This is a genomic window from Rhodovulum sp. YNF3179 (assembly GCF_050586465.1).
Classification (GTDB): Bacteria; Pseudomonadota; Alphaproteobacteria; order Rhodobacterales; family Rhodobacteraceae; genus CAJXYS01.
In genome coordinates this window covers 201,535-225,091 of sequence record NZ_JBOCEG010000007.1, presented here as the reverse complement: position 1 = coordinate 225,091, position 23,557 = coordinate 201,535, and the positions used below count along the sequence as shown (strand labels likewise).

Sequence of the window (23,557 nt, the reverse complement as noted above, 5' to 3'; positions counted from 1 at the left end):
CGCACCTCCACCGCACACGCGCCTTGGTGTGTCCTGCCGGCCAACAACAAGAAATACGCGCGGATTGCCGCGATGCATGAGATCGTCGAGCGGCTGTCGGCCAGTGTTGACCTCGCGCCGCCAAATCTTGACGCGGCCGTTCTCGAAGAGGCCGAGAAGCATTTCGATTTGCCCGGACCTCTCGCAAGTAACCCTGCACGTCTGCCCGAGTGAGATGGGGTGCCAGAGTGTGGGGTATGCTCAAAGGTTCATACCACGGCTAAACATCCCGCATGGCATTGCGTCGTTGAAGGATGGTCTTTTCGGTTCGCGCGATGCGACGGATCGTTCTGAAGATATCGTCGAGCGCCTCGGTCAGCTCGATTTCGCGGGTGTAGGCCGGCAGCCTCTGCGGTTCAGAGGTCTGCAGGCGGGCCACCTGATGCGCGGCGATTTCCCTTAGGATCCTGGCGACCCTTGATTTCATTGCACGGACCTCGGCGGCACGCTTGCGGTCACGGGTCTCGAGGGCGGCGATGGCGCCGGACATGGCCGTCACCACCTCGCCGTGGAGCCGGGTAATGATCTGCGCCGTGGCATCGCCTTGATGTACTCGCGCAGGAAACCGACGCCGAACACGCCACCGACGGCGATATGCGTCGAGCTGACCGGCAGGCCGAGTTGCGAGGCAATAATCACCGTGATCGCGGCAGCCATCGCGATGCAATAGGTGCGCATCTTGTCGAGCTCGGTGATCTCGCTGCCGACCGTGCGGATCAGCTTGGGGCCGTAAAGAGCAAGCCCGAGCGAAATTCCGATGGCCCCCACGGCCATGACCCAGAGCGGTATCGCAGCTTTATCGGTGACGCTTCCGGCGAGGATCGCATCGTTGAGGCTCGCGTATGCTCGGCCTGCTTGGCCCAGTCAGAGAAATCCTGCCTGAGGCGGGCAGGGGGCTTCTCACCGATTCCGAGCCGCTGAAACGGGATTTTTCAAGGTGCCGATCTGATCGATCGTGCTCTCCACGATATCACCAGGCAGACAATAGCGCGTTGCCGGAACCAGCGCGCCCTCGGGCTTCCACGTGCCACCAAGATCGGCATCTACTGACCATGCTGTGCCCGCTGGGGTGCCGGTCAAGATCAACATGCCGGGGCGCAGCGTGAAGTTGATCGAGAAGAAATGTATGAGCTCGGCGCAGTTCCAAATCATGTCGGCGGTTGAGGCGCTTTGACGAAGCTCGCCGTTAATCCGGGTCGAGAGGTTCAGGGCCTGCGGGTCCGGGATTTCTTCTGCCGTGACGATCACGGGCCCAAGAGGCAAGCTTGAATCAAAGGCCTTACCACGACCAAGCTCGTACCAGGTCAGGCCTTCAGGCGAGCGGCGAACCTGTCTGTCACGCGCCGTGACATCGTTCGCCACGGTATACCCGAAGACATGCTCCATCGCCCGGTCGACGGGAATGTGACGGCCCGGTTTGCCGATCACCACCGCCAGTTCCGTTTCGCAATCGAGCTTCTGGCTGAGCGCGGGGTCATGGATTATCGGCTCCTCGGGGCCAATCACGCAGTCCGCAGTCTTGATGAAGAATTCCGGTTCCTTGCCGCTGAGGGGTGTGTTCGCCTTTTCGGCGTTGTGACTACGATAATTCGAGCCCGAGCAAAGAACGGTCGAGGGAAGAACCGGCGCACCAAGCTTGCATTCGGCGAAAGGCCGGCGGGCAGCATCCTCTCCGTCAGCGAGAAGCTGCTTCGCGGCCGCGATGCCGTCGTCGCCCGCGGTGATGAAGGCAACCGTATCCGCAAAGATCTCGGTAGAACCTCCGGCCGCCAGCGCGTCGAGTAGCGTGTCGCCATCAACAAGGCCCAGGCGATGGCGACCGTTTTCCAAGAACGTGCATATCCGCATAGGTCTTCTCCTCAACGGAATAGGAAAGAAAGCGTGAGAACGAGGCCAAGTCCGGCGACCCCAACTCGCATCAGGCGTTCCGGCAGGTGGCGGGTAATATGGGCGCCAAGATAGCCTCCGGCGAGGCCGCCCGCCACGACCCCCGCCGCCGCGATCCAGTCGACAAGGCCAGATAGGGCAAGCGGAACCACCGCGACTGTGTTCAGGCCGAAAGCGAACAGGTTCTTCGCGGCGTTTGCGCGCCCCAGCGTGTCGTCGCCTGCCGCGGAGAGAACCGCCAACAGCATGAACCCCAGGCCTGCACCGAAGTAGCCACCGTAAAGGCCGCAGAAGAAGAGCAAGACCCCCGCGGCTGTCTCGAGCCTCTTGCCCGGGAACGTGCGGCGCATCAGGTCCGCCAGCTTGGGGCCGAGAAGAATGGCAGTGACTGCAAGGAGGAGAAGCACCGGGATAATCGCGAGGAAGGTGCCCTCGGGTGAGCCGATCAGGAGGAGTGCGCCAATCAGGGCCCCTGCCAGCGCAGGGAGCATCTGTCGGACCAGTCTTCGGCCATGCGCCACGAGTTCCCTGCGATAGACCCATGCGGCCGGGAGTTGCGCGGGCCAGACGGCGACGGTTCCGGTGGCGTTGGCAGCGATCGGGGGCAGCCCGGTCGCGAGGAGGAGGGGAAAAACGAAGAGCTTGGCACCACCCGCGGCGGCGTTCACGAGCCCGCCAACCAGACCCGCGCCGAGAAACAACCAGATGTCAGGTGTCATTTGGCGCCAAGCTCCGCCGTAGCGGTCACCAGTGTCTCGGCCGTGAGGGCGAAGTGTTTCTCGGTCAGGGCACAGGCGCGCTCCGCGTCGCGGTCCAGCACCGCCTTTTCGATCTCGCTGTGCTCAGCGCCGAGGTCGCGCTTGCCGAGCTTCTGGTATACGGCAGCGCGTCGGTAGCGCTCACAAAGATCATGGAGGCCGGCCCTGGTCCGCAACAGCCAGGATGATCCGCATGCCGAAACCAGCGTGCTGTGGAAGGCGGAGTTGGCTTTCTCCCAGCTGTCCGGGACGTAGCTTGCGCCATCCAGGGCCGCGTCTTCCTTGGCCATCAGGTAGCTCGCCGCCACGACGCGGGCTTCCCAGTCGTCATCGCCACGAGCGATGGAGAGGCGAAGCGCTTCTTTTTCCACGGCGGTGCGAGCCGTGTTCAGGTCGAGAAATTCGTCAGGGTCGAGCGGCGCGACCGTGAAACCGCGATTGCCTTCGACAAGAACCAGCCCGTCCATCGACAATTTCTGCAGCGCCTCGCGGAGCGGCGTCGGGCCAATTCCATAGATGGTCTTGAGCCGCTCGATGCGCAGGCGCTCGCCCGGCGGACGACGGCCGCAAATAATGTCGACTCGCAATGTGCGATAGGCAGCTTGCGCCAGCGTTTCGCCTTGCTCTGGGGCGATTCCGGGGGCACTCCCCTGAGCTTTCTGCATGCTTGCCTCGTTCAAGCGGGGCTCTCCTTTGGCTGCTCCGTCTCTGAGCATACCCACCGGCGGTTTGGCAACGGGTTTGACAGACTCAATTTTGTATGCTTGCCTATATTATCGATAAAAAAACAAAGTGTCGAGAATATGAAGCTTGTTTCCTTTGAAGAAGACGGTCGCATCGCGGCTGGCTATATCGATGGCGAGCAAATCGTCGTTTGCGCCGAGGGTTCCGGCGCGGACCGCGCCGTGCTGAGCCTGGTCGAGGGTGATGAAGCTGCGAAAGCGGCCTGGGCTTCCGGCGATGGGCGACGCGTTCCGCGCGCGGCTGTGCGGCTCATTGCCCCGATCCCTGAGCCGAGACGCGACATCTTCTGCGTTGGAAAGAACTACTATGCCCATGCCGCCGAGTTTCATTCGAGCGGCTTCGACTCCAGCGCCAAGGAACAGGTGCCGTCCCATCCCGTCGTTTTCACCAAGGCTACAACCAGCGTCTGCGGGCCAGGCGACGTGGTGAAAGGCTCACTCGACCACACGAATACGGTTGATTACGAGGGCGAACTCGGCGTCGTGATTGGCAAGCGTGCCTTCCAGACGCCCAAGGACCGGGCCATGGATCACGTGTTTGGCTACGTGATCGTCAATGATGTGACGTCGCGGGAGCTGCAGAAAATCCATAATCAATGGGTGATCGGCAAAGGCGTGGATACGTTCTGTCCAATGGGCCCCTGGATTGCCACCGCGGACGAGGTGGCGGATGTCGGCGCGCTGCAACTGACAACGGAAATCAATGGTGAGCTCCGCCAAGATGCGCGGGTGGCAGACTTGATCTTCGATATTCCGACCCTGATCGAAACCATGTCGCGGACGATGACGCTGTTGCCGGGTGACATCATTGCGACGGGCACGCCAGTTGGCGTGGGGATCGGGTTCACACCGCCGAAATACCTGGTGCCGGGAGACCGGATGCGTGTCGAAATCACGGGGCTTGGGGTCCTGGAAAACGAAATCGGCTGAGTTTCCGGGTGGACCATGCTTTGAAAAGGCGAACCACCCGAAAAAAACCAAAATAGGGAGGACGAAAGAAATGTTTCGTAAACTGATGACGACAGCGGCAGCCGCCGCGGTCCTGACGGCGGCCGGCACGGCCTCGGCGCAGGATGGGTATTTCGCGGGCAAGACGATCGACGTGATCGTGCCCTTCGGCCCAGGGGGAGCAACTTTCGTCTCCGCCAAGTTCCTCGAGCCATATTTCGAGAAGCACCTGCCGGGTAATCCTGAAATCAACGTGATCGACCGCCCGGGCGGGGGATCGATCCTCGGTGCGAACTGGTTTGAACAGAACGCGAAATCCGATGGCACGACGATCCTGTTCACGACCTCGTCGACCGCGAACCCGTTCGTGCTCGGCCAGGAGGGCGTCGAGTATCGCCTCGCCGATTACCGTGTGGCCTACAGTCACCCGTTCAGTGCCGTTGCCTATACCTCACCGGAGACCGGCGTGACCGAGGCCTCCGAGATCAAGGATGCAAGCGTGCCGCTGATCTACGGCGGAATTGCGGCCGCGGCGTCGGACTTGCCGGGCCTGCTGTCATTCGAGGTTCTCGATCTCGATGTGAAAACGGTCCTCGGGTTCAACGGGCGCGGTCCGGTGCGCCTTGCCTTCGAGCAGGGTGAGGTCAATCTCGACTACCAGTTCACGCCCGTTTACCTGACCCAGGTCGTGCCCTCGGTCGAAGAAGGCCGGGCAGTGCCACTTTGGACAGGTGGCAGCATCGAGGACGGCGTGCTGAAAGGCCGTGATCCGATTGCGCCCGAACTTCCCTCGGTCTGGGAAGTTTATACCGAGATGAATGGCGAAGAACCCTCCGGCATCGAGTGGGACGCATTCCAGGGCGTAGCCTCGGTCACCTATGCATACGGCCTGACCGGCTACATGCATCCTGACACACCGGAGGAGGTTCTCGAAATTTTCGCCGAGACCGTGGAAGCCATCAACACCGACCCGGAATTCATCGCTGAAAGCCAGGAAGTCACGAATGGCGCGCGGTTGAATGCCGGTCCCGACACCGAGGAGGCCATCAAGGCAGCCCTGTCGCCCAGCCAAGAGGTGAAGGACTATCTCCGCAATCTCCTGAGCGAAAAATACGGGGTCAATTTCTGATCTCGACCCCCACCGGTCGGCGCGCCACGCTCCCTGGCATGCCGACCGGTTTTTGGAAGGCGCGGGCTGCCCATGGCCCGCGCCGCCTTTGTCCCACGGAGCCTGCCCATGTTGGAAAACGCGCTCGCCGCCCTCGACTCGCTTTTCGATCCGATGCGCCTCGCTGCACTGCTTGCAGGAATGATGGTCGGCATGGTTTTCGGTATGTTGCCTGGGCTGGGGGGTGTGGCGGCCGTTTCGATTCTGCTGCCTTTTGTCTACTACATGGATGACTACTCCGGCCTGGCGATGCTGCTGGGGGCCATTTCGGTCGTCTACACGTCTGACACGATCACCTCGGTTCTACTTGGTGCGCCGGGGTCGCCTGCCTCCGCGCCCACGGCGATCGAAGGTCATGCGCTGGCCAAGAAAGGTCAGGCGGCGCGTGCGCTCGGGGTGGGTTTCCTTGCCTCGATGGTGGGCGGTTTGGTCGGGGCGGCGATCCTGTTCGTGGCAATCCCCGTCGCTGGCCCGATTGTCCTTTTGCTTTCCACGCCGGAACTTTTCATGTTCGCGTTGGTCGGGCTCTTTTTCGCCTCTTCGATGATTGGCAAAGACCTGGCAAAGGGGTTGGCGGCTGCCTGCCTCGGGATGTTGCTCGGGGTCGTGGGACCTGCCCAGGCGGCCGCCGATTTTCGGTTCACTTTCGGGCAGGTCTACCTCCTGGACGGGTTTTCACTGACCATCGTTGCCCTCGGGCTCTTTGGGGTGGCCGAGGTCATCGGCATGCTGGCCGCCGGTGGCGGCATCTCGCACAAGCGCATGGAGGTGGCGCGATGGGGAGAAGGGTTTCGCGACTTCTGGGCGAACAAGTTCCTTGTGCTGCGATCGTCGGTGATCGGCGTTTTCGGTGGCTTTGTCCCCGCCGTTGGAGCTTCGGCATCGACCTGGGTCGCTTACGGTCACGCAATCAGATCAACGCCGGATCGCTCGCGTTTCGGAAAGGGTGAGATCCGCGGGGTTGCCGCATCGGAGGGGGCAAACAATGCAACCGTGATCTCCGATCTCGTGCCAACCTTGCTTTTCTCTGTCCCCGGGGGACCTGCGGCTGCGATCTTTCTCGGCGCGCTGTTCTCCTTTGGGTACTACCCCGGACCGCGGATGATCACCCAGAATCCCGATCTGATGTTCCTCATCGTCTGGAGCGTCGCCCTGACATCGATCCTGGGGGCCGCGGTCTGCTTTGGACTTGCCCCGTTCCTTGCCCGGCTGACCCGGATCCCGTTCGCGATCATCGCCGCGCCCCTGGTCCTGGTAATGGTGATCGGCGCCTACCAGTCCACGAGCACGATGGGTGACATCTTCATGCTGATCACGCTCGGGGCGCTTGGTTGGCTGATGAAGCATGGCGGCTGGCCGCGCGCACCGGCGCTCGTGGGCTTCGTGCTTTCAGGACCGATGGAGCAGTATTTCTGGCTGACGAACCAGATCCACGGTTGGTCGTGGCTGACGCGGCCTGGCGTGCTTATCATTGGATCTGTCATCATTATCCCCCTGGTCATGCATGGCTGGCGCTGGGTCCGGGCGCGGGGGGTGAGAAGCCCCGCCGATGCTGTGCGCCCCACCGACGAGGAGGCCGAAGCCGATGATCCGGCGGACAAGGGCATAGCGCTCCTGCTCGCCGTGGTTGCCAGCACTGCGTTCGGCTACGCGCTCTGGGAAATGTCGACCTTCAATCCTTCGTCCCGCCTGATGCCCGCGCTTGCCGTCTTCCCGGGCTTGCCGTTGGCGCTCTGGCTTCTGTGGCGTGGGATCCGCGAATACGATCGTGGATCGGGAACGGGTGAAACCGGGATCCTCTTGACGCTCGCGGCTTATGTCGGGGCGGTCTGGGCCATCGGCTTCAGCGTGCCGACGGTGGCGCTGTTGGGCTGGATGCTCATCGTTCGGGCGCGCATGCGAATTTGGACCGCGCTGATCTATGGCGGGACAGTGTTCCTGCTTATCCGGCTGCTTTTTGAACTGCTCAGAGGCGATGCGCCGGTTGGTGCGCTGCTGCCGCTGAACTGACGACATCAAGGGAGGAAAACCATGATCGACCCCGACATCATCGAACCAAGCATCGACCCTGAAACCAAGAAGATCGGCGTGCGCCACGTGAAAGCGACGAACGCAGCCGGGACGCGCACCAAGATCCAGGTCCGCGATTTCGATCCGGTCTATACCGACGAACCTGCATCGCTGGGCGGAACCAATTCGGCCCCAAGCCCGCTCGAGACGGTTCTGGTGGCGCTCGTGGGGTGTGACGGGGTCATCATCAACGGTGTGGCGCAGGCCATGAGCTTTGAATATTCGGGCGTCGATTTCGCGTGTGAGAGCCAGATCGATGTGCGCGGGCCGAAGGGCGTTTCTGGCATTCGGCCTTACTTCGAGACCGCGAAACTTGAAATTATCGTCTACTCGGATGAGACCGAGGCCCGTTTCAATCAACTTCGCAAGAACGTCGAATTCCGGTGCCCGGTGATGAATTTGCTTGATGCCGCGAATGTCGAAATGAACGTGACCTGGACACAGAAGCCAGCCGGTGAATACGCCGGCAATGTGGAATAATTGTAGATCTGCAGCGGAGGTAAGGCTTGGGCTGTGCTTGCGGGTCGAGGACGGACCGAAGCTGACATTCACACGCGGAGGCTTGAGGGTCCGTTCTCCAGTCGACCGGATCATTCGGTCAGCCCAGACCTGAAACCTTCCGCCGGGTTGTCCAAGTTTTTCCCCCGAAGATCGGGTGACCACGACCATCTTTTGGAGACTGCGCTTCGATGGTTCCAATGTTTCTGACCCGCGTGCTCTGACCAGAAGGATGGAGGGGTAACTTGCTTGGGCTGGCTCCTCTCGCCGCAGATATGGACGCCTGCACCTTGGCGCATCGCAACGCCGGCATGAGCAGGAGCCATCCCCCCATCAGCTCAGCGCCCTTTTTCCCGCGTTCGTATCCAGTCGCGCGAGCGAAGCTTGCGCAGCTCGGGGGGACAACGCCTCAGGCGTTGAGCGCCTTTCCTCCAGCCTCTCCGCGTAATCCCGCGCACCGATCCGGGCGGAGGCTGCGCCCCGGGTGGCCGGGGCGGCCCCGCGATGAACCGCGCGAAGACTATGCGTGGCCGGCCATTATCGCCGATATGAACGCGGAGAACAGTTCGCCCTGCGAGCTGATGCGCAGCTTGGCGTAGATGTTGCGCCTATGAATGCGCACGGTGCCTGGCGAGATACCAAGGGTCTTCCCGGTCGCGTCGGCGGAATAGCCCTGCAGGGTGTATTCGACGATCTCGCGTTCGCGGGGCGTGAGGACGCCCTCGCCGATGGACCGGAAGGCCGTCCGGATCCGGTCGTCGATGCCGGCCCGGTCATGCGTGGTGTCGCGGCTGACGTTCGCCCAGTGCCGGCGGCTCGCGGCCTGGACGACCGGCGTGACCGCCGCCAGGTGCCGGAACTCGGTCGCGGAGAACCGTTTCTCCCTGCGCATCAGCGACACGACCAGCCTCAGGTCATCCCGGACGGTGACCAGGTAGCCGATCTCCTCGGCCAGGCCCGTCTGCTCGTAGTAGTTCCGGAAGTACTCGCCCTGGTAAAAGCGATCGGGCGCGATATCGGACAGGCGGTAGAGGCCGCGCAATGCAGGATCTCGGCTGGCGAGGAAGAACGGGTCGAGTATGTAGGGACCCTCGAGATATTCCGTGACATGCATCCTCCGGCGATCCGGGGGGAAATCCTCGTAAAGGGCGAGCGGTTGGGCATCGCCCGAATAGCCGAAAACCACGCAGAAATCGAAACCCACGATGTCGCGCAGGGCACCTGCGAGCACGGCGGGGAATGTCTCGTCACCGAGCGAGTCGATGATATCGGCAGTCTGCTTGATCCAGCCCGTTTGCACGCTTTTCCCCGCAACAACAGTCATTTGATAAACGTATAACAAAAAGCATATTTACTATATCGTCAATATTTTCGTTTCATAGCGAAAATGCAATCTATGCAGATTTCGGGAATGATTCAGGAAAACGCAAAAGAATTGGCATATGAGGCGCCGGCGGAAGCCGCCACCCCCGTGGCCGAGCTGCGGTCCGTGTCGAAGTCTTTCGGTTCCGTAATGGCGGCGCGGGATCTCAACCTGGCGATCGGCCAGGGCGAGTTCCTGTCCTTTCTCGGCCCGTCCGGATGCGGCAAGACCACCGCGTTGCGCATGCTGGCAGGCTTCGAGACACCCACCGAGGGCGAGGTGCGCATCGCCGGCGACGTCGTGAACGACCAGCCGTCTTTCCAGCGCCCGGTCAACATGGTGTTCCAGAGCTACGCGTTGTTTCCCCACCTGACGGTCGCGCAGAACATCGCCTACGGCTTGCAGCAGAAAAGGCCGCGCCCCGCCCGTGCGGATATCAAGGCCAGGGTGGCCGAGGCCCTTGAGACCGTTCGTCTCGAAGGGTTCCAGGATCGCCGCATCTGGGAGATGTCGGGCGGTCAGCAACAGCGCGTGGCGCTTGCGCGGGCGATCGTGAACCGGCCGCGGCTGCTTTTGCTCGACGAACCGCTCGCGGCGCTCGACCGCAAGCTGCGCAAGGAAATGCAGATCGAACTGCAGGACCTGCAGCGGTCGCTGGGCATTACCTTCGTGCTGGTGACCCATGACCAGGAAGAGGCGCTGTCGCTCAGCGACCGGATCTGCGTCATGCGCAACGGCGAGATCGTCCAGATCGGATCGCCGCAGGAATTGTACGATCACCCGGCGACGAGATACGTCGCGGATTTCGTCGGCACCTCCAATTTTTTCGAGGGCCGGATCGCCTCGAAGGATGGCGCGCGGGCCGGGCTCGGTCTCGAGGGCGGCCAGGTCCTGTCCGGGTCCTGTGGGCCGGGGCTGAACGTCGGCGACCGGGCCTGCATGAGCCTGCGACCGGAGCGGATATTCCTCCGCTCCGAGGCCGGGGATGCGGGGCATCCCGTCACGGTCCAGAACCGCATCTTTCTCGGGGAGCACACGGAATATCTCGTCACCAGCGAGACGCTTGGGCAGGTCATCGTCTTCGCTCCGCGTCAGACGGAGCAAGAGGGCCTGGGGTACAACAAGGGCGACACGGCATGGATCACGTGGCGCGACGACGCGGCGCGCATTCTCCTGTCGGAGCAGTGAACATCAAACCACAACAGGGAGCGTTCCAATGAAAGACAACAGTGGCTACATCTCGAAGCGCAAGTTCATGGAGGAACTGCGCCGCTACCAGAACGGGTCGGTGAGCCGGCGTCATTTTCTGGGTGTCACGGGGCTCGGTGCGGCGAGTGCCGTGATGGGCGCCGCGATCCCGGGCCTGCGTCCGACGGCGGCACGGGCGCAGACGGATATCGGCGACCGGGTCATCCTTGCCACCTGGCCGAACTACCACGATCCCGAGAATTTCGAGATCTTCACCGAGACGACCGGCGCCTACACGCAGGTCAACGTCTTCGGATCGAACGAGGAAATGCTGGCCAAGCTCCAGGCGGGGGGCAGCGGCTGGGACGTCTTCGTGCCGACCAACTACACGATCACGACCTATGTGGACGAGGACCTGATCGAGCCGCTCGACCTGTCGAGGCTGCCCAACTACGACCCGTCGGCCTTCAACCCGCGTTTCGCCGATGCGGGGACCGTCAACGGGACCGTCTACGCGGTTCCCAAGAACTGGGGCACGACGGGCTTCGCGGTGAATTCCGACCACGAGGGCGGCAGCGCGATGAGCTCGTGGAAGGCCTTCTGGGACCGCACCCGGGACGATTTCTCGGGCCGCACCATGGTTCATGACTACCAGCTGACAACCATCGGCAACGCGCTGAAGTATTTCGGCTATTCCTTCAACTCCGTCGCGGAGGCCGAGCTGGCCGACGCCGAGCAGTTGCTGATCGACGCCAAGCCGCACCTCTTCGCGATCTCGTCGGATTACCAGCCGGCGATGCGGTCGGGCGATGCCTGGCTGACCATGTGCTGGACGGGCGACGGCAAGCAGCTGAATGTCGACATGCCCGAGATCCGCTTCGTCCTGGGCGAGGAAGGCGGGGAACTCTGGAGCGATTACTACGCCATCCCGAAGAGCGCACCGCGCAAGGATGCGGCCTACGCGCTGATCAACTTCCTGCTCGATCCGGAGGTCAACGCGCGAGAGGTACTCGCCCATGGCTATCCGACGCCGGACCAGCGCACGAAGGACCTGCTGCCGGAAGAGATCCTCAACGATCCGATCCTCTATCCGGCCGAGGAGCTGCTCAGCGCGCTTGAATTCGGGGCGGCGGCGACGCTGACCGACCCGAACCGGGCCGAGCTGATGGCGCGGTTCAAGTCGGCCTGATCGCAGAACGGAGGGGCAGGATGACACGGCGCGAACGCAACTGGCTTTTGCTGGCCCCGGCGGCGGCGTGGTTTTTCATCATGTTGATCCTGCCCCTCTCCTTCGTCTTCGTGTTCAGCTTCGGTGAACGCGGCGACGCGGGCGGCTACGTGGCGGCGTTCACCCTGGAACAATACGCCAACCTGCCGGCGCGTTTCGCGGCATTCAAGAACACCTTGATCCTGGCACCACTGGGCACGGCCGCGGCGATGCTGATTGCCTACCCGCTTGCCTACCAGCTGGCCGTCCGGACCGATCCGAAATGGAGGTTGATCCTTCTCGTGCTGGTCATCGTGCCGTTCTGGACCTCGATCCTGATCCGGAGCTACGCCTGGATCTACATCCTCGGCGGGCAGGGGATCCCGCGCCTGCTCGAGAGCATCGGGATCGACGATGTGCGGTTGATCTACACGCCTTTCGCGGTGCTGATCGGTATCGTCTACGGCTACCTGCCGCTGATGGTCTTTCCGATCTACGTCGCCCTCGACCGCCTGGACAAGCGGCTGCTGGAGGCATCGGCCGACCTGGGCGCGCGGCCGATGACCACCTTCTTCCGGATTACCCTTCCGAACTCGATCCCGGGCATCGCCACGGGATGCATGCTGGTTTTCATCCTGCTCATGGGCGAGTTCCTGATCCCGGCGCTGCTCGGGGGCGGCAAGGTCTTCTTCGTCGGCAACGCGCTCGTCGACCTGTTCCTTCAGTCGCGGAACTGGGCCTTCGGCTCGGCGGTGGCAATGACCCTGATCGTCGTGATGCTGGTGACCGTGACGCTCTACATGCGGCTGATCGCGCGGCTCAACACGCAGCGCGATTCCGACGTGTCGTTGATGTGAGGACAGCCCGAGATGCGAATCTACGCCGCCTGCGTCTACCTGTTCCTCTACACGCCCATCGCGATCATCGCGCTGTTCAGCTTCAATGCGGGCCGACATGCCAGCCAGCTGCAGGGCTTCTCGGTGCAATGGTACGGGCGGGCGCTGAACAATCCCTTCGTGATGGAGGCGCTCGAGAACAGCCTCGTCGTGGCCTTCACCTCGGCCACGCTGGCCAGCATCATCGGCACGATGGCCGCCGTCGGGCTGCATTCCGTGCGCGGGCCGGTGCGCGCCGTCTTCGACGCCATCATCTACATCGCGATCATGATCCCCGGTATCGTCATCGGGATCGCGACGCTGATCGCGCTGGTCACCGTGTTTGACGTGATCAACCCGTGGATCGCCGCGATCTGGCCGAGGGTCGAGGCCGCGCCGCAATTCTCGATGGGGCGCGGGTCGATCATCGCGGCGCACACCATGTTCACGATGGCGCTGGTCGTCGTCATCGTGCGCGCACGCCTGTCGAGCATCGAGGGGGCGCTGATGGAGGCGTCCGCCGATCTTTATGCGCCGCCCTGGGCGACGTTCCGCCGGATCACGCTGCCGCTGATCGCGCCGGCGATCTTCGCCGGCTTCCTCCTGGCCTTCACGTTCAGCTTCGACGATTTCATCATCGCGTTCTTCGTCGCGGGCTCGGAGACGACGCTTCCGATCTATATCTTTTCCTCTATCCGCCGGGGCGTCACGCCTGAAATCAATGCCATCGGCACCATGGTGATGGTGGTGTCGCTCGTCTTGCTGATCGTCGCCCAGCTCATCCTGCGCAGCAGCGACAGGAAAAAATCCAGGAAATGAAACGTAGGAGGCCATGCATGGATCTTCAGGACAAGATCGCGTTCGTCACGGGCGCAGGATCCGGAATTGGCGCGGCGGGCGCCCGAAAGATGGCCGCGGAGGGCGCGTTCGTCGTCGTCACGGATCGCGACGGCGATGCCGCGCGGGCGACCGCCGACGCAATCCTCGAAGCAGGGCACCGGGCCGAGGCCGTGACGCTCGACGTGACGGATGATGCCGCGCTGGTCGCGGCCATCGACGGTGTCGCCGCGCAACAGGGCCGTCTCGATATCCTGCATTCGCATGCCGGCATCCAGGTCGAGGGCAAGCTGGAACAAGTGGACGTCGCCGACATGGATGCGTCCTGGCAGCTCAATGTCCGGGCGCATTTCGTCGCCGCCAAGGCGACCGTGCCACATATGCGCAAACAGGGACGCGGGAGCATCATCATCACGTCGTCCAATTCCGGCGTGCAGTATGATCGCGAGATGATCGCCTATGCCACGACGAAGCATGCCGTCCTGGCCATGACGCGACAGATGGCGGCCGACTACGCGCACGAGAATATCCGCTTCAACGCCCTCTGCCCGGGTTTCATCGACACGCCGTTCAATCGCGGGTTCGAAATCCAGATGGGGGGGCGGGACAAGCTCGAGGAATACATCGCTTCGCAAATCCCGATGGGCCGCTTCGGCACCGTCGCGGAGATCGCCGAGGGGATTGCCTATCTGGCGTCCGATCGGTCTTCTTTCATGACCGGCCAGGCACTGGTCATCGACGGTGGCGAGTGTATCTGACCATTGAGCGAGAGGAGGCAGGACGTGTCCCAGATCCCTGACCAGGCGCGCGTGGTGATCGTCGGCGGCGGCGTGATCGGCTGTTCGGTGGCCTATCACCTCGCCGCGATCGGCTGGCGCGACATCGTGCTGCTGGAACGCAAACGCCTGACCTCGGGAACCACCTGGCATGCCGCGGGGCTGATCGGGCAGCTGCGCTCCTCGCAGAGCATGACCCGGCTCGCCAAGTATTCGGCCGATCTCTACGCGTCGCTCGAAGAGGAAACCGGCGTCGCCACCGGCTTCCGCCAGGGCGGCTCGATCAGCGCGGCGCTGACCGCCGAGCGGCACGAGGAACTGCTGCGCACCGCCGCCATGGCCCGCGCCTTCGGCGTCGCCGTCGAGGAACTGTCGCCCACCGAGGTGCAGGACCGTTACCCCCATCTCAACATCGAGGGGGTCACGGGCGGTGTCTTCCTGCCGGCCGACGGGCAGGCCGACCCGGCCAACATCGCCTACGCGCTGGCAAAGGGCGCGCGCCAGAAGGGCGCCGAGATCCGGGAAGGCACCCGGGTGACGGGCTTCCGCCGCGCGGGCGCGCGGGTCGAGGGCGTCGAATGGCAGGCAGAGTCGGGCGAACGCGGCGTCATCTCCTGCGAGCATGTGGTGAACGCGGCCGGCATGTGGGCCCGTGACCTGGGGCGCATGGCCGGGGTCAACGTGCCGCTGCATGCCTGCGAGCATTTCTACATCGTGACCGAGGCGATCGAGGGGCTGGGCGTGCTGCCGGTTCTGCGCGTTCCCGACGAATGCGCCTATTACAAGGAGGATGCGGGAAAGCTGATGCTCGGCGCCTTCGAGCCCGAGGCCAAGCCGTGGGGCATGCAGGGCATTCCCGAAGACTTCGAGTTCGACCAGTTGCCGGAGGATTTCGACCATTTCGAGCCGATCCTCGAGCGCGCGGTGAACCGCGTGCCGGTCCTGGCGGAGGCGGGCATTCACACCTTCTTCAACGGCCCCGAAAGCTTCACGCCGGACGATGCCTACCATCTCGGGCTCTGCCCGGGCGCGGACAATGTCTGGGTGGCGGCGGGCTTCAACTCGATCGGCATTCAATCCGCCGGCGGCGCGGGCATGGCGCTGGCGCGGTGGATGGAAGACGGTGAAAAGCCTTTCGATCTCGGCGATGTCGACATCGCGCGGATGCAGCCCTTCCAGGGCAACCGCCACTATCTCTTCGAGCGTTCCAGGGAAACGCTGGGCCTGCTCTACGCGGATCATTTCCCCTACCGCCAGAAGGCGACCGCGCGCGGCGTGCGCCGCACGCCCTTCCATGCCCAGCTTCTGGAACAGGGCGCGGTCATGGGCGAGGTCGCCGGCTGGGAGCGCGCAAACTGGTTTGCCGCACCGGGTCAGGCGCGGGAATACCGCTATTCCTGGGGGCGTCAGAACTGGTTCGCCAACGCGGCGGCCGAACACCGGGCGATCCGCGAAGGCGTCGGGCTTTACGACATGTCGTCCTTCGGCAAGATCCGGGTCGAGGGCGCCGATGCCTGCGCCTTCCTCAACCTGGTCTGCGGCGGCCAGATGGACGTGGCGCCCGGCAAGATCGTCTACACCCAGTTCCTGAACGCGCGCGGCGGGATCGAGGCCGACGTCACCGTCACCCGCCTGAGCGAGACCGCCTACCTTGTCGTCACCCCCGCCGCGTCGCGGCTGGCCGACCAGACATGGCTCGACCGGCACCGGGGGGATTTCCGCGTCGTCGTCACCGACCTGACGCCCGCCGAGGGCGTGCTGGCGGTCATGGGGCCGCGTTCGCGCGAGGTGATGGCGCGGGTCAGCCCGAACGATTTCGGCAACGAGGTCCATCCCTTCGGCACCGCCCGGGAGATCGAGATCGGCATGGGACTCGCGCGGGCGCACCGCGTCAGCTACGTGGGCGAGCTGGGCTGGGAGCTTTATGTCCCCGCCGACATGGCCGGGCATGTCTTCGAAACCCTGTGTGATGCCGGCCAGGAGCTGGGCCTGAAACTCTGCGGGCTGCACGCGATGGACAGCTGCCGGATCGAGAAGGGCTTCCGGCATTTCGGGCACGACATCACCTGCGCGGATCACGTGATCGACGCGGGGCTGGGCTTCGCGGTCAAGACCGACAAGCCCCGCTTCATCGGCCGGGACGCGGTGTTGCGGCGCAAGGAAACCGGGCCGCGCCTTCGCATGATGCAGTTCCTGCTCCGGGATTCGGAACCGCTGCTCTACCACAACGAGCCGATCCTCCGGGACGGCGAGATCGTCGGGTATCTGAGTTCGGGCAATTTCGGCCATCACCTGGGCGCGGCGGTCGGCATGGGATACGTGCCCTGCGAGGGCGAAAGCGCGGCTGCGCTGCTCGACTCCGCCTACGAGATCGACGTCATGGGAAGGCGGGTCGCCGCGACGGCCGCGCTCAAGCCGCTCTACGATCCCGCGGCGGCGCGGATGAAGGCCTGACGCCCGTTATCGCAAACCGCCGTCGATCACCGTCCCGTAGCGATAACGACCCGCGGCCCGGGCCGGATGCCCGGCGCGCGCGCCGGTGCCGGGGCGCCGCCTGACCCGACCGGCCAATCCCCGCATCTGCCCAAGCGCCCCTGTGCCCGCGCCGCCCTTCGGGCGCGGGGCTGGGCGACCGGGCGCACGTCGCCGGGCGCCCCGGTTACCGGTGCGAAACGGCATGCCGGACGGTCCGATCAAGATAGGTATTGCTTTTCCGAGTAAACTTGTCAGCTTTATCTTGGAGGCGTCAACCAGGTGAGAGGACCAAGAATGCGGTTTGTCGGTTGGCCGAAGGTCGAGACGGCGTCACCGGTCCTTGCCACGGCCATGCGGTCAGGCGGCCAGGCGAAGGCCCGTGCCGGCAATCGCGCAGAGCATTGACGAGAGGGATGTGAGCACAGCGATAGAGAGCTATATCTTCTACGAGATCGCGGCCCTGCTGGTATTGGCGGCGGGGGTTGGCTTTGTCGGGCTTTTGTTGCGCCAGCCGCTGATCGTCAGTTTCATTGCCGTGGGAATCATCGCCGGGCCCTCGGTCCTCGACATCGCGCAGTCAGACGAACAGATCGACCTGCTTGCCGAGCTGGGCATCGCGGTGCTGCTCTTCCTCGTGGGGCTCAAGCTCGATTTCAACCTCGTGCGCACCCTGGGTCCGGTCGCGCTGGTCACCGGGCTCGGGCAGGTGTTGTTCACGACCGTCTTCGGCTTCCTGATCGCGCTGGCGCTCGGGCTGAGCGCCCTGACGGCGATCTACGTGGCGATCGCGCTGACCTTCTCTTCCACGATCATCATCGTGAAGCTCCTGTCCGACAAGCGCGAGATCGATTCGCTGCATGGGCGGATCGCGCTGGGCTTCCTGATCGTGCAGGACATCGTCGTCGTGGTCGCCATGATCGCGCTGTCGGCCATCGGTGTGGGCGGTGCCGCGGCCGAGGGCGACACCGCGGTGACCGAGGTGCTGCGCGTCCTGGCCTACGGCATCTCGATGCTGGCCTTCGTCGTGGTCTTCATCCGCTACGTGGCCAACCCGCTGGTCGAGCGGCTTTCGCAGGCGCCCGAGCTTCTGGTGTCCTTTGCCATCGGATGGGCGGCGCTGCTGGCCGCGGTCGGCCATTACCTTGGCTTCGGCAAGGAGCTTGGGGGGCTTCTGGCCGGTGTCTCGCTCGCCTCGACGCCCTTCCGCGAGGCGATCGCGGCGCGGCTCGCCTCCCTGCGCGACTTCCTGCTGCTGTTCTTCTTCATTGCGCTCGGCGCCTCGCTGGACCTCTCGGTTCTGGGGGCGAGCATCGGTCCGGCCATCGTGCTGTCGCTCTTCGTGCTGATCGGCAATCCGCTGATCGTGCTCGCCATCATGGGGGCGATGGGCTACCGCAAGCGCACCGGCTTCCTCGCCGGGCTGACCGTCGCGCAGATCAGCGAGTTCTCGCTGATCTTCATGGCGATGGGGGTGGCCATCGGCCATCTGGCCGAGGAGGCCCTGGGGCTGGTCACGCTGGTCGGGCTCGTGACCATTGCCGCATCGACCTACATGATCACCTATTCCCACCAGCTTTATGGCCTGTTCGAGCCGGTGCTCGGCGTCTTCGAGCGCCGCCAGCCGCAAGCGGAAGATGCGGGCACGACCGAGGCCGCCCGCGCACATGACGTGATCCTGTTCGGCCTTGGCCGCTACGGGCTGGGTATCGCGTCGGCGTTGCGCGACAGCGGCAAGCGGATCCTCGGCGTCGATTTCAGCCCCGGGGCGGTGCGCTATGCCCGCGCGCAGGGCTTCGACGTGCTGTTTGGCGACGCGACCGACCCGGAGTTCCTCGGCCACCTGCCGCTCGCACGGGCGGAATGGCTGGTCATGGCGGTGCCCGAACACGACACCGGGCTCACCCATGACGATCCGCGCCACGCGCTCCTCAAGGGCGTGCGCGATCTGGGCTTCCATGGCAGGATCGCCGTGGCCGCACATCGAGATACCACCGCGGGCATGCTGCAGGCGGAACGGGCTGACCTCGTGCTGATGCCCTACCGGGATGCCGCCTTTGCCGCGGCCAGGATGATCGCGGGCGATGCGCCCGCCCAGGAGCACGCGGTGGAGGATCCAGAGGGCCAAAAGGAGTTGCCGGCATGACCATGAGCATAGCGAACCCCCGCAAGATCCTTGTCGTGGCGGATACGAGCGACAGCCGGGTCGCCCTGCAGAGCGCGATGGCCCTCTCGGACATGCATGGCGCGTCGCTCGAGGTCATCGCCTGCGTGGAGCCCCCGCACGACCTGTCGATCCTCGCCCGCCTGTCCGGCGCGGATGCCGACAAGCTGATCGAGGACGCGGTGGAGCGCACCCGCAATTCGGTGCGCGAGAAACTGGCAGAGATCGCGCCCGACCGCCCGGTCGCGCTGTCGGTGGCGGTCGGCAAGGCCTATCTCGAGATCATCCGGCACGTGGCGCGGTCGGACTGCGACTTCGTCGTCAAGAAGGCCGAACCGCTGCCCGGCCTGGATCGCTTCCTGTTCGCGAGCACCGACCAGCATCTGCTGCGCAAGTGCCCATGTCCCGTCTGGCTGCAGACGCCGACGGCGTCGCCGCGTCCCAGGCGCATCCTGGCCGCGGTCGATCTCGATGTCCTGGACGCCGCCGAGCCCGAGACGCTGACGGCCTTGAACCGGCGCGTGGTCGATGCCGCCTGCATGGTCGCGGGCGCGCCGGAGGCCGAGGTCATCGTTCTTCACGCGTGGGAAGCGGTCGGCGAGGGGATGATCTGGGCGTTTTCCGGCGGGAGCGACGCGCAGATCTCCGCCGACCGATACGTGAACGAAATCCTCGCCGCCCGGCACGACGTGATGGATCGTTTCCTAGCGCATGTCCGGGCAGAGATCGGCCCCGTGCCCCGGCTGGTGCCGCGCCTGGAACGCGGGACCCCGGAGACGGTCATACATGAGCAGAGCCGCGCGGTCGGGGCGGACGTGGTCGTCATGGGCACCGTGGCGCGGACGGGGCTGAGCGGCGTGTTCATCGGAAATACGGCCGAGAACATCATCAACAGCCTGGAATGTCCGGTCCTCGCCGTGAAACCGGAAGGCTTCGTCAGCCCGCTGCTGAAGCACTGATGCAGCGCGGCGCGGTCTTGCGCGCTGCGCTGTGCACCGTGTGAAGAGGGGCCGCGAACGCGCCGCCCTTGCCATCGCACGGGCCTGCGCCCGTTCGGCCAGGGAGCGGCGGACCGCCACGCTACTACGCATCGAGAAGGACCGGCGACGGCGTTCATCCCCGCCCCAGGTTTTCGGAATGGTGCATTTGCCTCTTGGCGCGTTAAGCTTCGGCGAGGTTATTCATGTCCTTGCCAAGGGAGCACCGATATTTCCATATCAGTCGCACAGACCACCGCCCGGGCGTTCATCGAGGCGCACGCCCCCGATCTCTCGGACTGGTGCGCACGCATCTTCGATTACGGGGAGACCGCGTGGCGTGAATACGAATCCGCCGCATGGTATGTGGAGAAACTGCGCGCCGAGGGCTTCACGGTCGAGGAAGGCTCCGGGGGCATGCCCACGGCGTTCGCGGCGGAATGGTCCAACGGACCGGGTCCGGTCATCGGGATGTATGCGGAATACGACGCGATACCCGGCAACTGCCAGGCCGCACTGCCACGTCGGATGCCGCGCGCGGGCCTGGGCTACCAGGCCGGCGGCCACACGGATCCGCATTCCGCCCTGGGGATAGGCGCGTTGGGCGGGCTCCTGGCGACCAAGGCCGCGATGGAGCGGCATGGCATACCGGGCGGGTTGCGCTTTACCGGGGAACCCGCGGAGAAGGTGCGCGGCTCCAAGCCGATCCACGCGGCGAAAGGCTATTACGACGGCCTGGCCGCGATGCTGTCGTTTCATCCGTTCTACATGCTTCCGCTTTGCAACACGGTGCGCTGGAACACGCATTGCGGGGCCGCGTACGCGATGGTCTACCGCTTCATCTGCGACGCGCCCGAGAACTGGGGTTCGGGTGACGGTGCCCCGATACCGCAATCCCACAGCGCGGCCCGCGCCCCGGGCGCGATGGACGCGCTGGCGGTGATGTACGTGAACGCGAAGGCGCTCCGCGACAGCATGCTGCCCCACCAGGGCGGCTGGTCCATCTCCGAGGCCGTCCTGACGGCCGGGCAGGCGACCGCGGACAACCAGCCGGCCGGACTTGCCGAGCTGCAATACATGATCCGGGTTCCGACCATTGACATGGCCGAGCATGTCACGGCCGCGCTGGACCGCACCGCCGCGGCCGCCGCGGCCGCGACGGGCTGCCGCTGGGAACGGCATTGGGTGTCGAAATCGCGCCCAGGGCTTGCGAACCACGCGATGGCCCGGGTCGTCTGGGACGCGATGCAGGCGGCCGGTCCGCCTGCCTGGGGGCGCGCCGCGATCGAGGTGGCCCAGGCGATCCAGGCCGAGCTCGGACTCGATCCGATGGAGGCGCCGTTCATCGACGCCATGCAGCGTCTCGTGTCCCCCGAGACGGCAGAGGCAGCGCTTCGCCAGGAGTTGGCGCCCAGCCAGACCCACGCCACGTCGGACGACTACACCGAGATGTGCTGGCATGCGCCCACGGCGCGCTTCTATATCGCCCGCCCGGCGCTGAAGGCGCCCGAGGGCTTCGGCTATCCCGCCTGGGTAATGAATGCATTGGGCGGGATCCCGGCCACGATCGATCCCACGGTGCTGAAAGCGGCGGAAGTGCTCGCGATCTCGGCCCTGCGGTTGCTCGAGGATGACAGCGCGCGCGACGCCGCCATGGCGGAGTTCCGCACGCGGACAGGCGGCGGCGTCGGCGGCGCGGACTGGCAGCCGCCGCTTTGCGATTACGACCCGCCCATACACTTCCGATGGCCCGAATACATCTCGACGCCACGCGGGCGCGACTGGTGGATCCCGCGGGGGCTGCCGGGCGCCTGAGGCGCGTGACCGGCGAAGACGCACCCGTCTCGTGCAAAGAGGGGGGCGGACCCGCGCGGCATGGGGGCGGGCACGGCGCGGGCGACCCTTGACCCGCTCAGGGGCGCGCGTAGACGTCCTCGTAGCGCAGGATGTCATCCTCGCCGAGATAGCTGCCGGTCTGCACCTCGATAAGCACGAGCGGCACCTTGCCCGGGTTCTCCAGGCGGTGACGGGTGCCGGCGGGCACGTAGACCGACTCGTTTTCGGTCACGAGGCTCCGGTCCCCGCCGATGGTCGCCCGGGCCGAGCCCTCGACGACGATCCAGTGCTCCGAGCGGTGATAGTGACTCTGCAGGCTGAGCGTCGCCCCGGGTTCCACGACGATCCGTTTGACCTGGAACCGCCCCCCCTTCGCCAAAGACTGGAACCACCCCCATGGCCGGTGTTGCTTCGGGAACTGCTCGGCCTGGGATACGCCCTTCTCCTTAAGGCGGGCGACGACGGATTTCACGTCCTGGGCGCGGTCCATACCGGCCACCAGGACGCCATCCGACGTCGCCACGGCGATCACCTTTTCCAGACCGAGGCCGACCAGTGCCACCTCGGGATCCTCCGATCTCAGGAGCGTGTCGCGGCAATCCATGGCGGTCGCGGGGCCATGCGTGACAACGCCGGCTTCATCCGGTTCCTGCGCGCGCCAGACGGAGTCCCACCCGCCGAGATCGGACCAGTGGCCGGGATAGGGCACCGCCGAGATGTTCGTCGCCTTCTCCATGATCGCGTAGTCTATCGAGATGTCGTCCGCGTCCTGCCATGGCTCCGGGGCGAGCCGTAGAAAACCGAGATCGGCCGTCGCGCCGTCGACGGCCCGCGCGACAGGGTCCATGAGCGCGGGGGCATGCGCCGCGAAGGCCGCCACGATATCCCGGACCGAAAAGAGGAATATCCCGGAATTCCAGAGACAGGTGCCGGCCGCCAGCATCTCGGCAGCCCGGGCATGATCGGGTTTCTCGATGAAGCCTCTCAGCTTCCCGGGGCTGCCGTCCCGGGCAGGGCCGGCGAGTTCGAGATAGCCGTAGCCGGTCTCGGCGCGGTCGGGCGTTATGCCGAAGGTGACGAGGTCGCCTGCGGAAACGGCCCCCATCCCGCGGGCGACCGCCGCGCGGAAGGCGGATGCGTCGGGAATGACGTGATCGGAGGGCGCGACGAGCATCACCGCCTCCGGATCCTGTTTCGCAAGGTGCAGCGCGGCCGCCAGGATCGCGGGCGCGGTGTTGCGGCCTTCGGGCTCGATGAGAATGGCGCCCGGATCGACCCCGGCTTCGGTCAGCTGCTGGGTCACGATGAAACGGAACTCCGCGCCGGTAAGCACGCAAGGCGCGGCGTAGCCCGCGCCGCTCAGTCGCCGCGCAGTCGCCTGGAGAAGCGTGCCCCCCGGAACGAGTTCGGTGAACTGCTTGGGGTAGCTCTTGCGCGAGAGGGGCCAGAGCCGTGTACCGGAGCCGCCGCAGAGAATGACCGGATAAATCATCGGGAGGATCCTGGATCCCAGGGTTTCAAGAGATACGGGCCATTGGCCGATATGTTAGACCGGGGGCCGGTGGCGGTCTTCCCCGTCCATGCGCCTGCGCCCTCCGGCCCCGGTCGCGCGGGACCGCCGCGCGGCCGGTGGCCTGGATCATCGTAGGTCACCATAGCTTTACGCGCCTCCGGGATCATCGCCCAACGGGGCAGAGGCCTGCCGTGTAACATCCTTCACGCTGCAACACGCCGCCGGGGGCGTCCACTCT

19 protein-coding genes and 2 pseudogenes are annotated in these 23,557 nt (G+C 64.8%); 14 read left to right on the top strand and 7 right to left on the bottom strand.

All coding sequences use genetic code 11. The features are described 5' to 3' along the window. A pseudogene (locus ACQ5SP_RS14120) lies at positions 1 to 213 on the top strand (hypothetical protein); the annotation flags it as partial. Between the two features lie 46 nt (positions 214 to 259). On the opposite strand, the gene ACQ5SP_RS14115 reads toward ACQ5SP_RS14120, so the two are convergent. The 5 genes and pseudogenes from ACQ5SP_RS14115 to ACQ5SP_RS14095 all read right to left on the bottom strand — a co-directional run bounded on the left by ACQ5SP_RS14115 (position 260) and on the right by ACQ5SP_RS14095 (position 3,364). Beyond that, positions 260 to 529 (bottom strand): hypothetical protein, encoded by a 270-nt coding sequence (locus ACQ5SP_RS14115; protein WP_430939035.1) that lies wholly within the window; start codon positions 527 to 529, stop codon positions 260 to 262. 29 nt (positions 530 to 558) lie between these two features. Continuing rightward, positions 559 to 879, bottom strand: a pseudogene (locus ACQ5SP_RS14110) (inorganic phosphate transporter); the annotation flags it as partial. Positions 880 to 939: 60 nt separating this feature from the next. Continuing rightward, complete coding sequence (locus ACQ5SP_RS14105) at positions 940 to 1,887, bottom strand: fumarylacetoacetate hydrolase family protein (RefSeq protein WP_430939034.1); 948 nt, start codon at positions 1,885 to 1,887, stop codon at positions 940 to 942. Between the two features lie 11 nt (positions 1,888 to 1,898). After that, entirely contained in the window at positions 1,899 to 2,645 is a 747-nt protein-coding gene (locus ACQ5SP_RS14100; protein ID WP_430939033.1) for a sulfite exporter TauE/SafE family protein, read from the bottom strand. Beyond that, positions 2,642 to 3,364 carry a GntR family transcriptional regulator gene (locus ACQ5SP_RS14095; RefSeq protein ID WP_430939032.1) on the bottom strand — a complete coding sequence of 241 codons (723 nt, stop codon included), beginning with the start codon at positions 3,362 to 3,364 and terminating at the stop codon, positions 2,642 to 2,644. The genes ACQ5SP_RS14100 and ACQ5SP_RS14095 overlap by 4 nt, the downstream gene beginning before the upstream one ends. A 123-nt stretch (positions 3,365 to 3,487) precedes the next feature. On the opposite strand from ACQ5SP_RS14095, the gene ACQ5SP_RS14090 reads away from it, so the two are divergent. From ACQ5SP_RS14090 to ACQ5SP_RS14075, 4 genes are all read left to right on the top strand, one after another. Next, positions 3,488 to 4,357, top strand: a complete 870-nt coding sequence (locus ACQ5SP_RS14090; protein ID WP_430939031.1) for a fumarylacetoacetate hydrolase family protein — start codon at positions 3,488 to 3,490, stop codon at positions 4,355 to 4,357. Positions 4,358 to 4,427: 70 nt separating this feature from the next. Beyond that, positions 4,428 to 5,504 carry a hypothetical protein gene (locus ACQ5SP_RS14085; protein WP_430939030.1) on the top strand — a complete coding sequence of 359 codons (1,077 nt, stop codon included), beginning with the start codon at positions 4,428 to 4,430 and terminating at the stop codon, positions 5,502 to 5,504. Between the two features lie 108 nt (positions 5,505 to 5,612). Beyond that, entirely contained in the window at positions 5,613 to 7,553 is a 1,941-nt protein-coding gene (locus ACQ5SP_RS14080) for a tripartite tricarboxylate transporter permease (RefSeq protein WP_430939029.1), read from the top strand. Between the two features lie 21 nt (positions 7,554 to 7,574). Next, on the top strand, positions 7,575 to 8,093 hold the full coding sequence (locus ACQ5SP_RS14075) for an OsmC family protein (RefSeq protein WP_430939028.1): 519 nt from the start codon (positions 7,575 to 7,577) through the stop codon (positions 8,091 to 8,093). 538 nt (positions 8,094 to 8,631) lie between these two features. Here ACQ5SP_RS14075 and ACQ5SP_RS14070 read toward each other — a convergent pair. Continuing rightward, entirely contained in the window at positions 8,632 to 9,411 is a 780-nt protein-coding gene (locus tag ACQ5SP_RS14070) for a helix-turn-helix transcriptional regulator (protein WP_430939027.1), read from the bottom strand. A 213-nt stretch (positions 9,412 to 9,624) separates the two neighbouring features. On the opposite strand from ACQ5SP_RS14070, the gene ACQ5SP_RS14065 reads away from it, so the two are divergent. The 9 genes from ACQ5SP_RS14065 (at position 9,625) to ACQ5SP_RS14025 (ending at position 21,785) form a co-directional block, all read left to right on the top strand. Then, a complete protein-coding gene (locus tag ACQ5SP_RS14065) occupies positions 9,625 to 10,662 on the top strand; it encodes an ABC transporter ATP-binding protein (RefSeq protein WP_430939026.1) in 1,038 nt (345 codons plus the stop codon). A gap of 28 nt (positions 10,663 to 10,690) precedes the next feature. Continuing rightward, positions 10,691 to 11,851, top strand: a complete 1,161-nt coding sequence (locus tag ACQ5SP_RS14060; RefSeq protein ID WP_430939025.1) for an ABC transporter substrate-binding protein — start codon at positions 10,691 to 10,693, stop codon at positions 11,849 to 11,851. 20 nt (positions 11,852 to 11,871) lie between these two features. Next, positions 11,872 to 12,726, top strand: a complete 855-nt coding sequence (locus tag ACQ5SP_RS14055) for an ABC transporter permease (protein ID WP_430939024.1) — start codon at positions 11,872 to 11,874, stop codon at positions 12,724 to 12,726. A 12-nt stretch (positions 12,727 to 12,738) separates the two neighbouring features. Next, entirely contained in the window at positions 12,739 to 13,563 is an 825-nt protein-coding gene (locus ACQ5SP_RS14050) for an ABC transporter permease (RefSeq protein WP_430939023.1), read from the top strand. 17 nt (positions 13,564 to 13,580) lie between these two features. Continuing rightward, entirely contained in the window at positions 13,581 to 14,339 is a 759-nt protein-coding gene (locus tag ACQ5SP_RS14045) for an SDR family NAD(P)-dependent oxidoreductase (protein WP_430939022.1), read from the top strand. A 24-nt stretch (positions 14,340 to 14,363) separates the two neighbouring features. Beyond that, a complete protein-coding gene (locus ACQ5SP_RS14040; RefSeq protein ID WP_430939021.1) occupies positions 14,364 to 16,811 on the top strand; it encodes a GcvT family protein in 2,448 nt (815 codons plus the stop codon). A 436-nt stretch (positions 16,812 to 17,247) separates the two neighbouring features. Then, positions 17,248 to 18,975: a cation:proton antiporter gene (locus ACQ5SP_RS14035; RefSeq protein ID WP_430939020.1), complete on the top strand. Its 1,728-nt coding sequence runs from the start codon at positions 17,248 to 17,250 to the stop codon at positions 18,973 to 18,975. Further along, complete coding sequence (locus ACQ5SP_RS14030) at positions 18,972 to 19,952, top strand: universal stress protein (protein ID WP_430939019.1); 981 nt, start codon at positions 18,972 to 18,974, stop codon at positions 19,950 to 19,952. The genes ACQ5SP_RS14035 and ACQ5SP_RS14030 overlap by 4 nt, the downstream gene beginning before the upstream one ends. Positions 19,953 to 20,336: 384 nt before the next feature. Further along, positions 20,337 to 21,785 (top strand): amidohydrolase, encoded by a 1,449-nt coding sequence (locus ACQ5SP_RS14025; protein ID WP_430939018.1) that lies wholly within the window; start codon positions 20,337 to 20,339, stop codon positions 21,783 to 21,785. Positions 21,786 to 21,882: 97 nt separating this feature from the next. Here the strand turns inward: ACQ5SP_RS14025 and ACQ5SP_RS14020 are convergent, their stop codons facing one another. Beyond that, positions 21,883 to 23,298, bottom strand: a complete 1,416-nt coding sequence (locus ACQ5SP_RS14020) for a mannose-1-phosphate guanylyltransferase/mannose-6-phosphate isomerase (RefSeq protein WP_430939017.1) — start codon at positions 23,296 to 23,298, stop codon at positions 21,883 to 21,885. Between the last annotated feature and the right edge of the window lie 259 nt (positions 23,299 to 23,557).

Excerpts from the sequence above, each read along its gene's own strand:
- ACQ5SP_RS14115 (WP_430939035.1), bottom strand. The coding sequence starts at position 529 with ATGTCCGGCGCCATCGCCGCCCTCGAGACCCGTGACCGCAAGCGTGCC.
- ACQ5SP_RS14105 (WP_430939034.1), bottom strand. The coding sequence starts at position 1,887 with ATGCGGATATGCACGTTCTTGGAAAACGGTCGCCATCGCCTGGGCCTT.
- ACQ5SP_RS14100 (WP_430939033.1), bottom strand. The coding sequence starts at position 2,645 with ATGACACCTGACATCTGGTTGTTTCTCGGCGCGGGTCTGGTTGGCGGG.
- ACQ5SP_RS14090 (WP_430939031.1), top strand. The coding sequence starts at position 3,488 with ATGAAGCTTGTTTCCTTTGAAGAAGACGGTCGCATCGCGGCTGGCTAT.
- ACQ5SP_RS14085 (WP_430939030.1), top strand. The coding sequence starts at position 4,428 with ATGTTTCGTAAACTGATGACGACAGCGGCAGCCGCCGCGGTCCTGACG.
- ACQ5SP_RS14080 (WP_430939029.1), top strand. The coding sequence starts at position 5,613 with ATGTTGGAAAACGCGCTCGCCGCCCTCGACTCGCTTTTCGATCCGATG.
- ACQ5SP_RS14075 (WP_430939028.1), top strand. The coding sequence starts at position 7,575 with ATGATCGACCCCGACATCATCGAACCAAGCATCGACCCTGAAACCAAG.
- ACQ5SP_RS14065 (WP_430939026.1), top strand. The coding sequence starts at position 9,625 with ATGGCGGCGCGGGATCTCAACCTGGCGATCGGCCAGGGCGAGTTCCTG.
- ACQ5SP_RS14060 (WP_430939025.1), top strand. The coding sequence starts at position 10,691 with ATGAAAGACAACAGTGGCTACATCTCGAAGCGCAAGTTCATGGAGGAA.
- ACQ5SP_RS14055 (WP_430939024.1), top strand. The coding sequence starts at position 11,872 with ATGACACGGCGCGAACGCAACTGGCTTTTGCTGGCCCCGGCGGCGGCG.
- ACQ5SP_RS14050 (WP_430939023.1), top strand. The coding sequence starts at position 12,739 with ATGCGAATCTACGCCGCCTGCGTCTACCTGTTCCTCTACACGCCCATC.
- ACQ5SP_RS14045 (WP_430939022.1), top strand. The coding sequence starts at position 13,581 with ATGGATCTTCAGGACAAGATCGCGTTCGTCACGGGCGCAGGATCCGGA.
- ACQ5SP_RS14030 (WP_430939019.1), top strand. The coding sequence starts at position 18,972 with ATGACCATGAGCATAGCGAACCCCCGCAAGATCCTTGTCGTGGCGGAT.
- ACQ5SP_RS14020 (WP_430939017.1), bottom strand. The coding sequence starts at position 23,298 with ATGATTTATCCGGTCATTCTCTGCGGCGGCTCCGGTACACGGCTCTGG.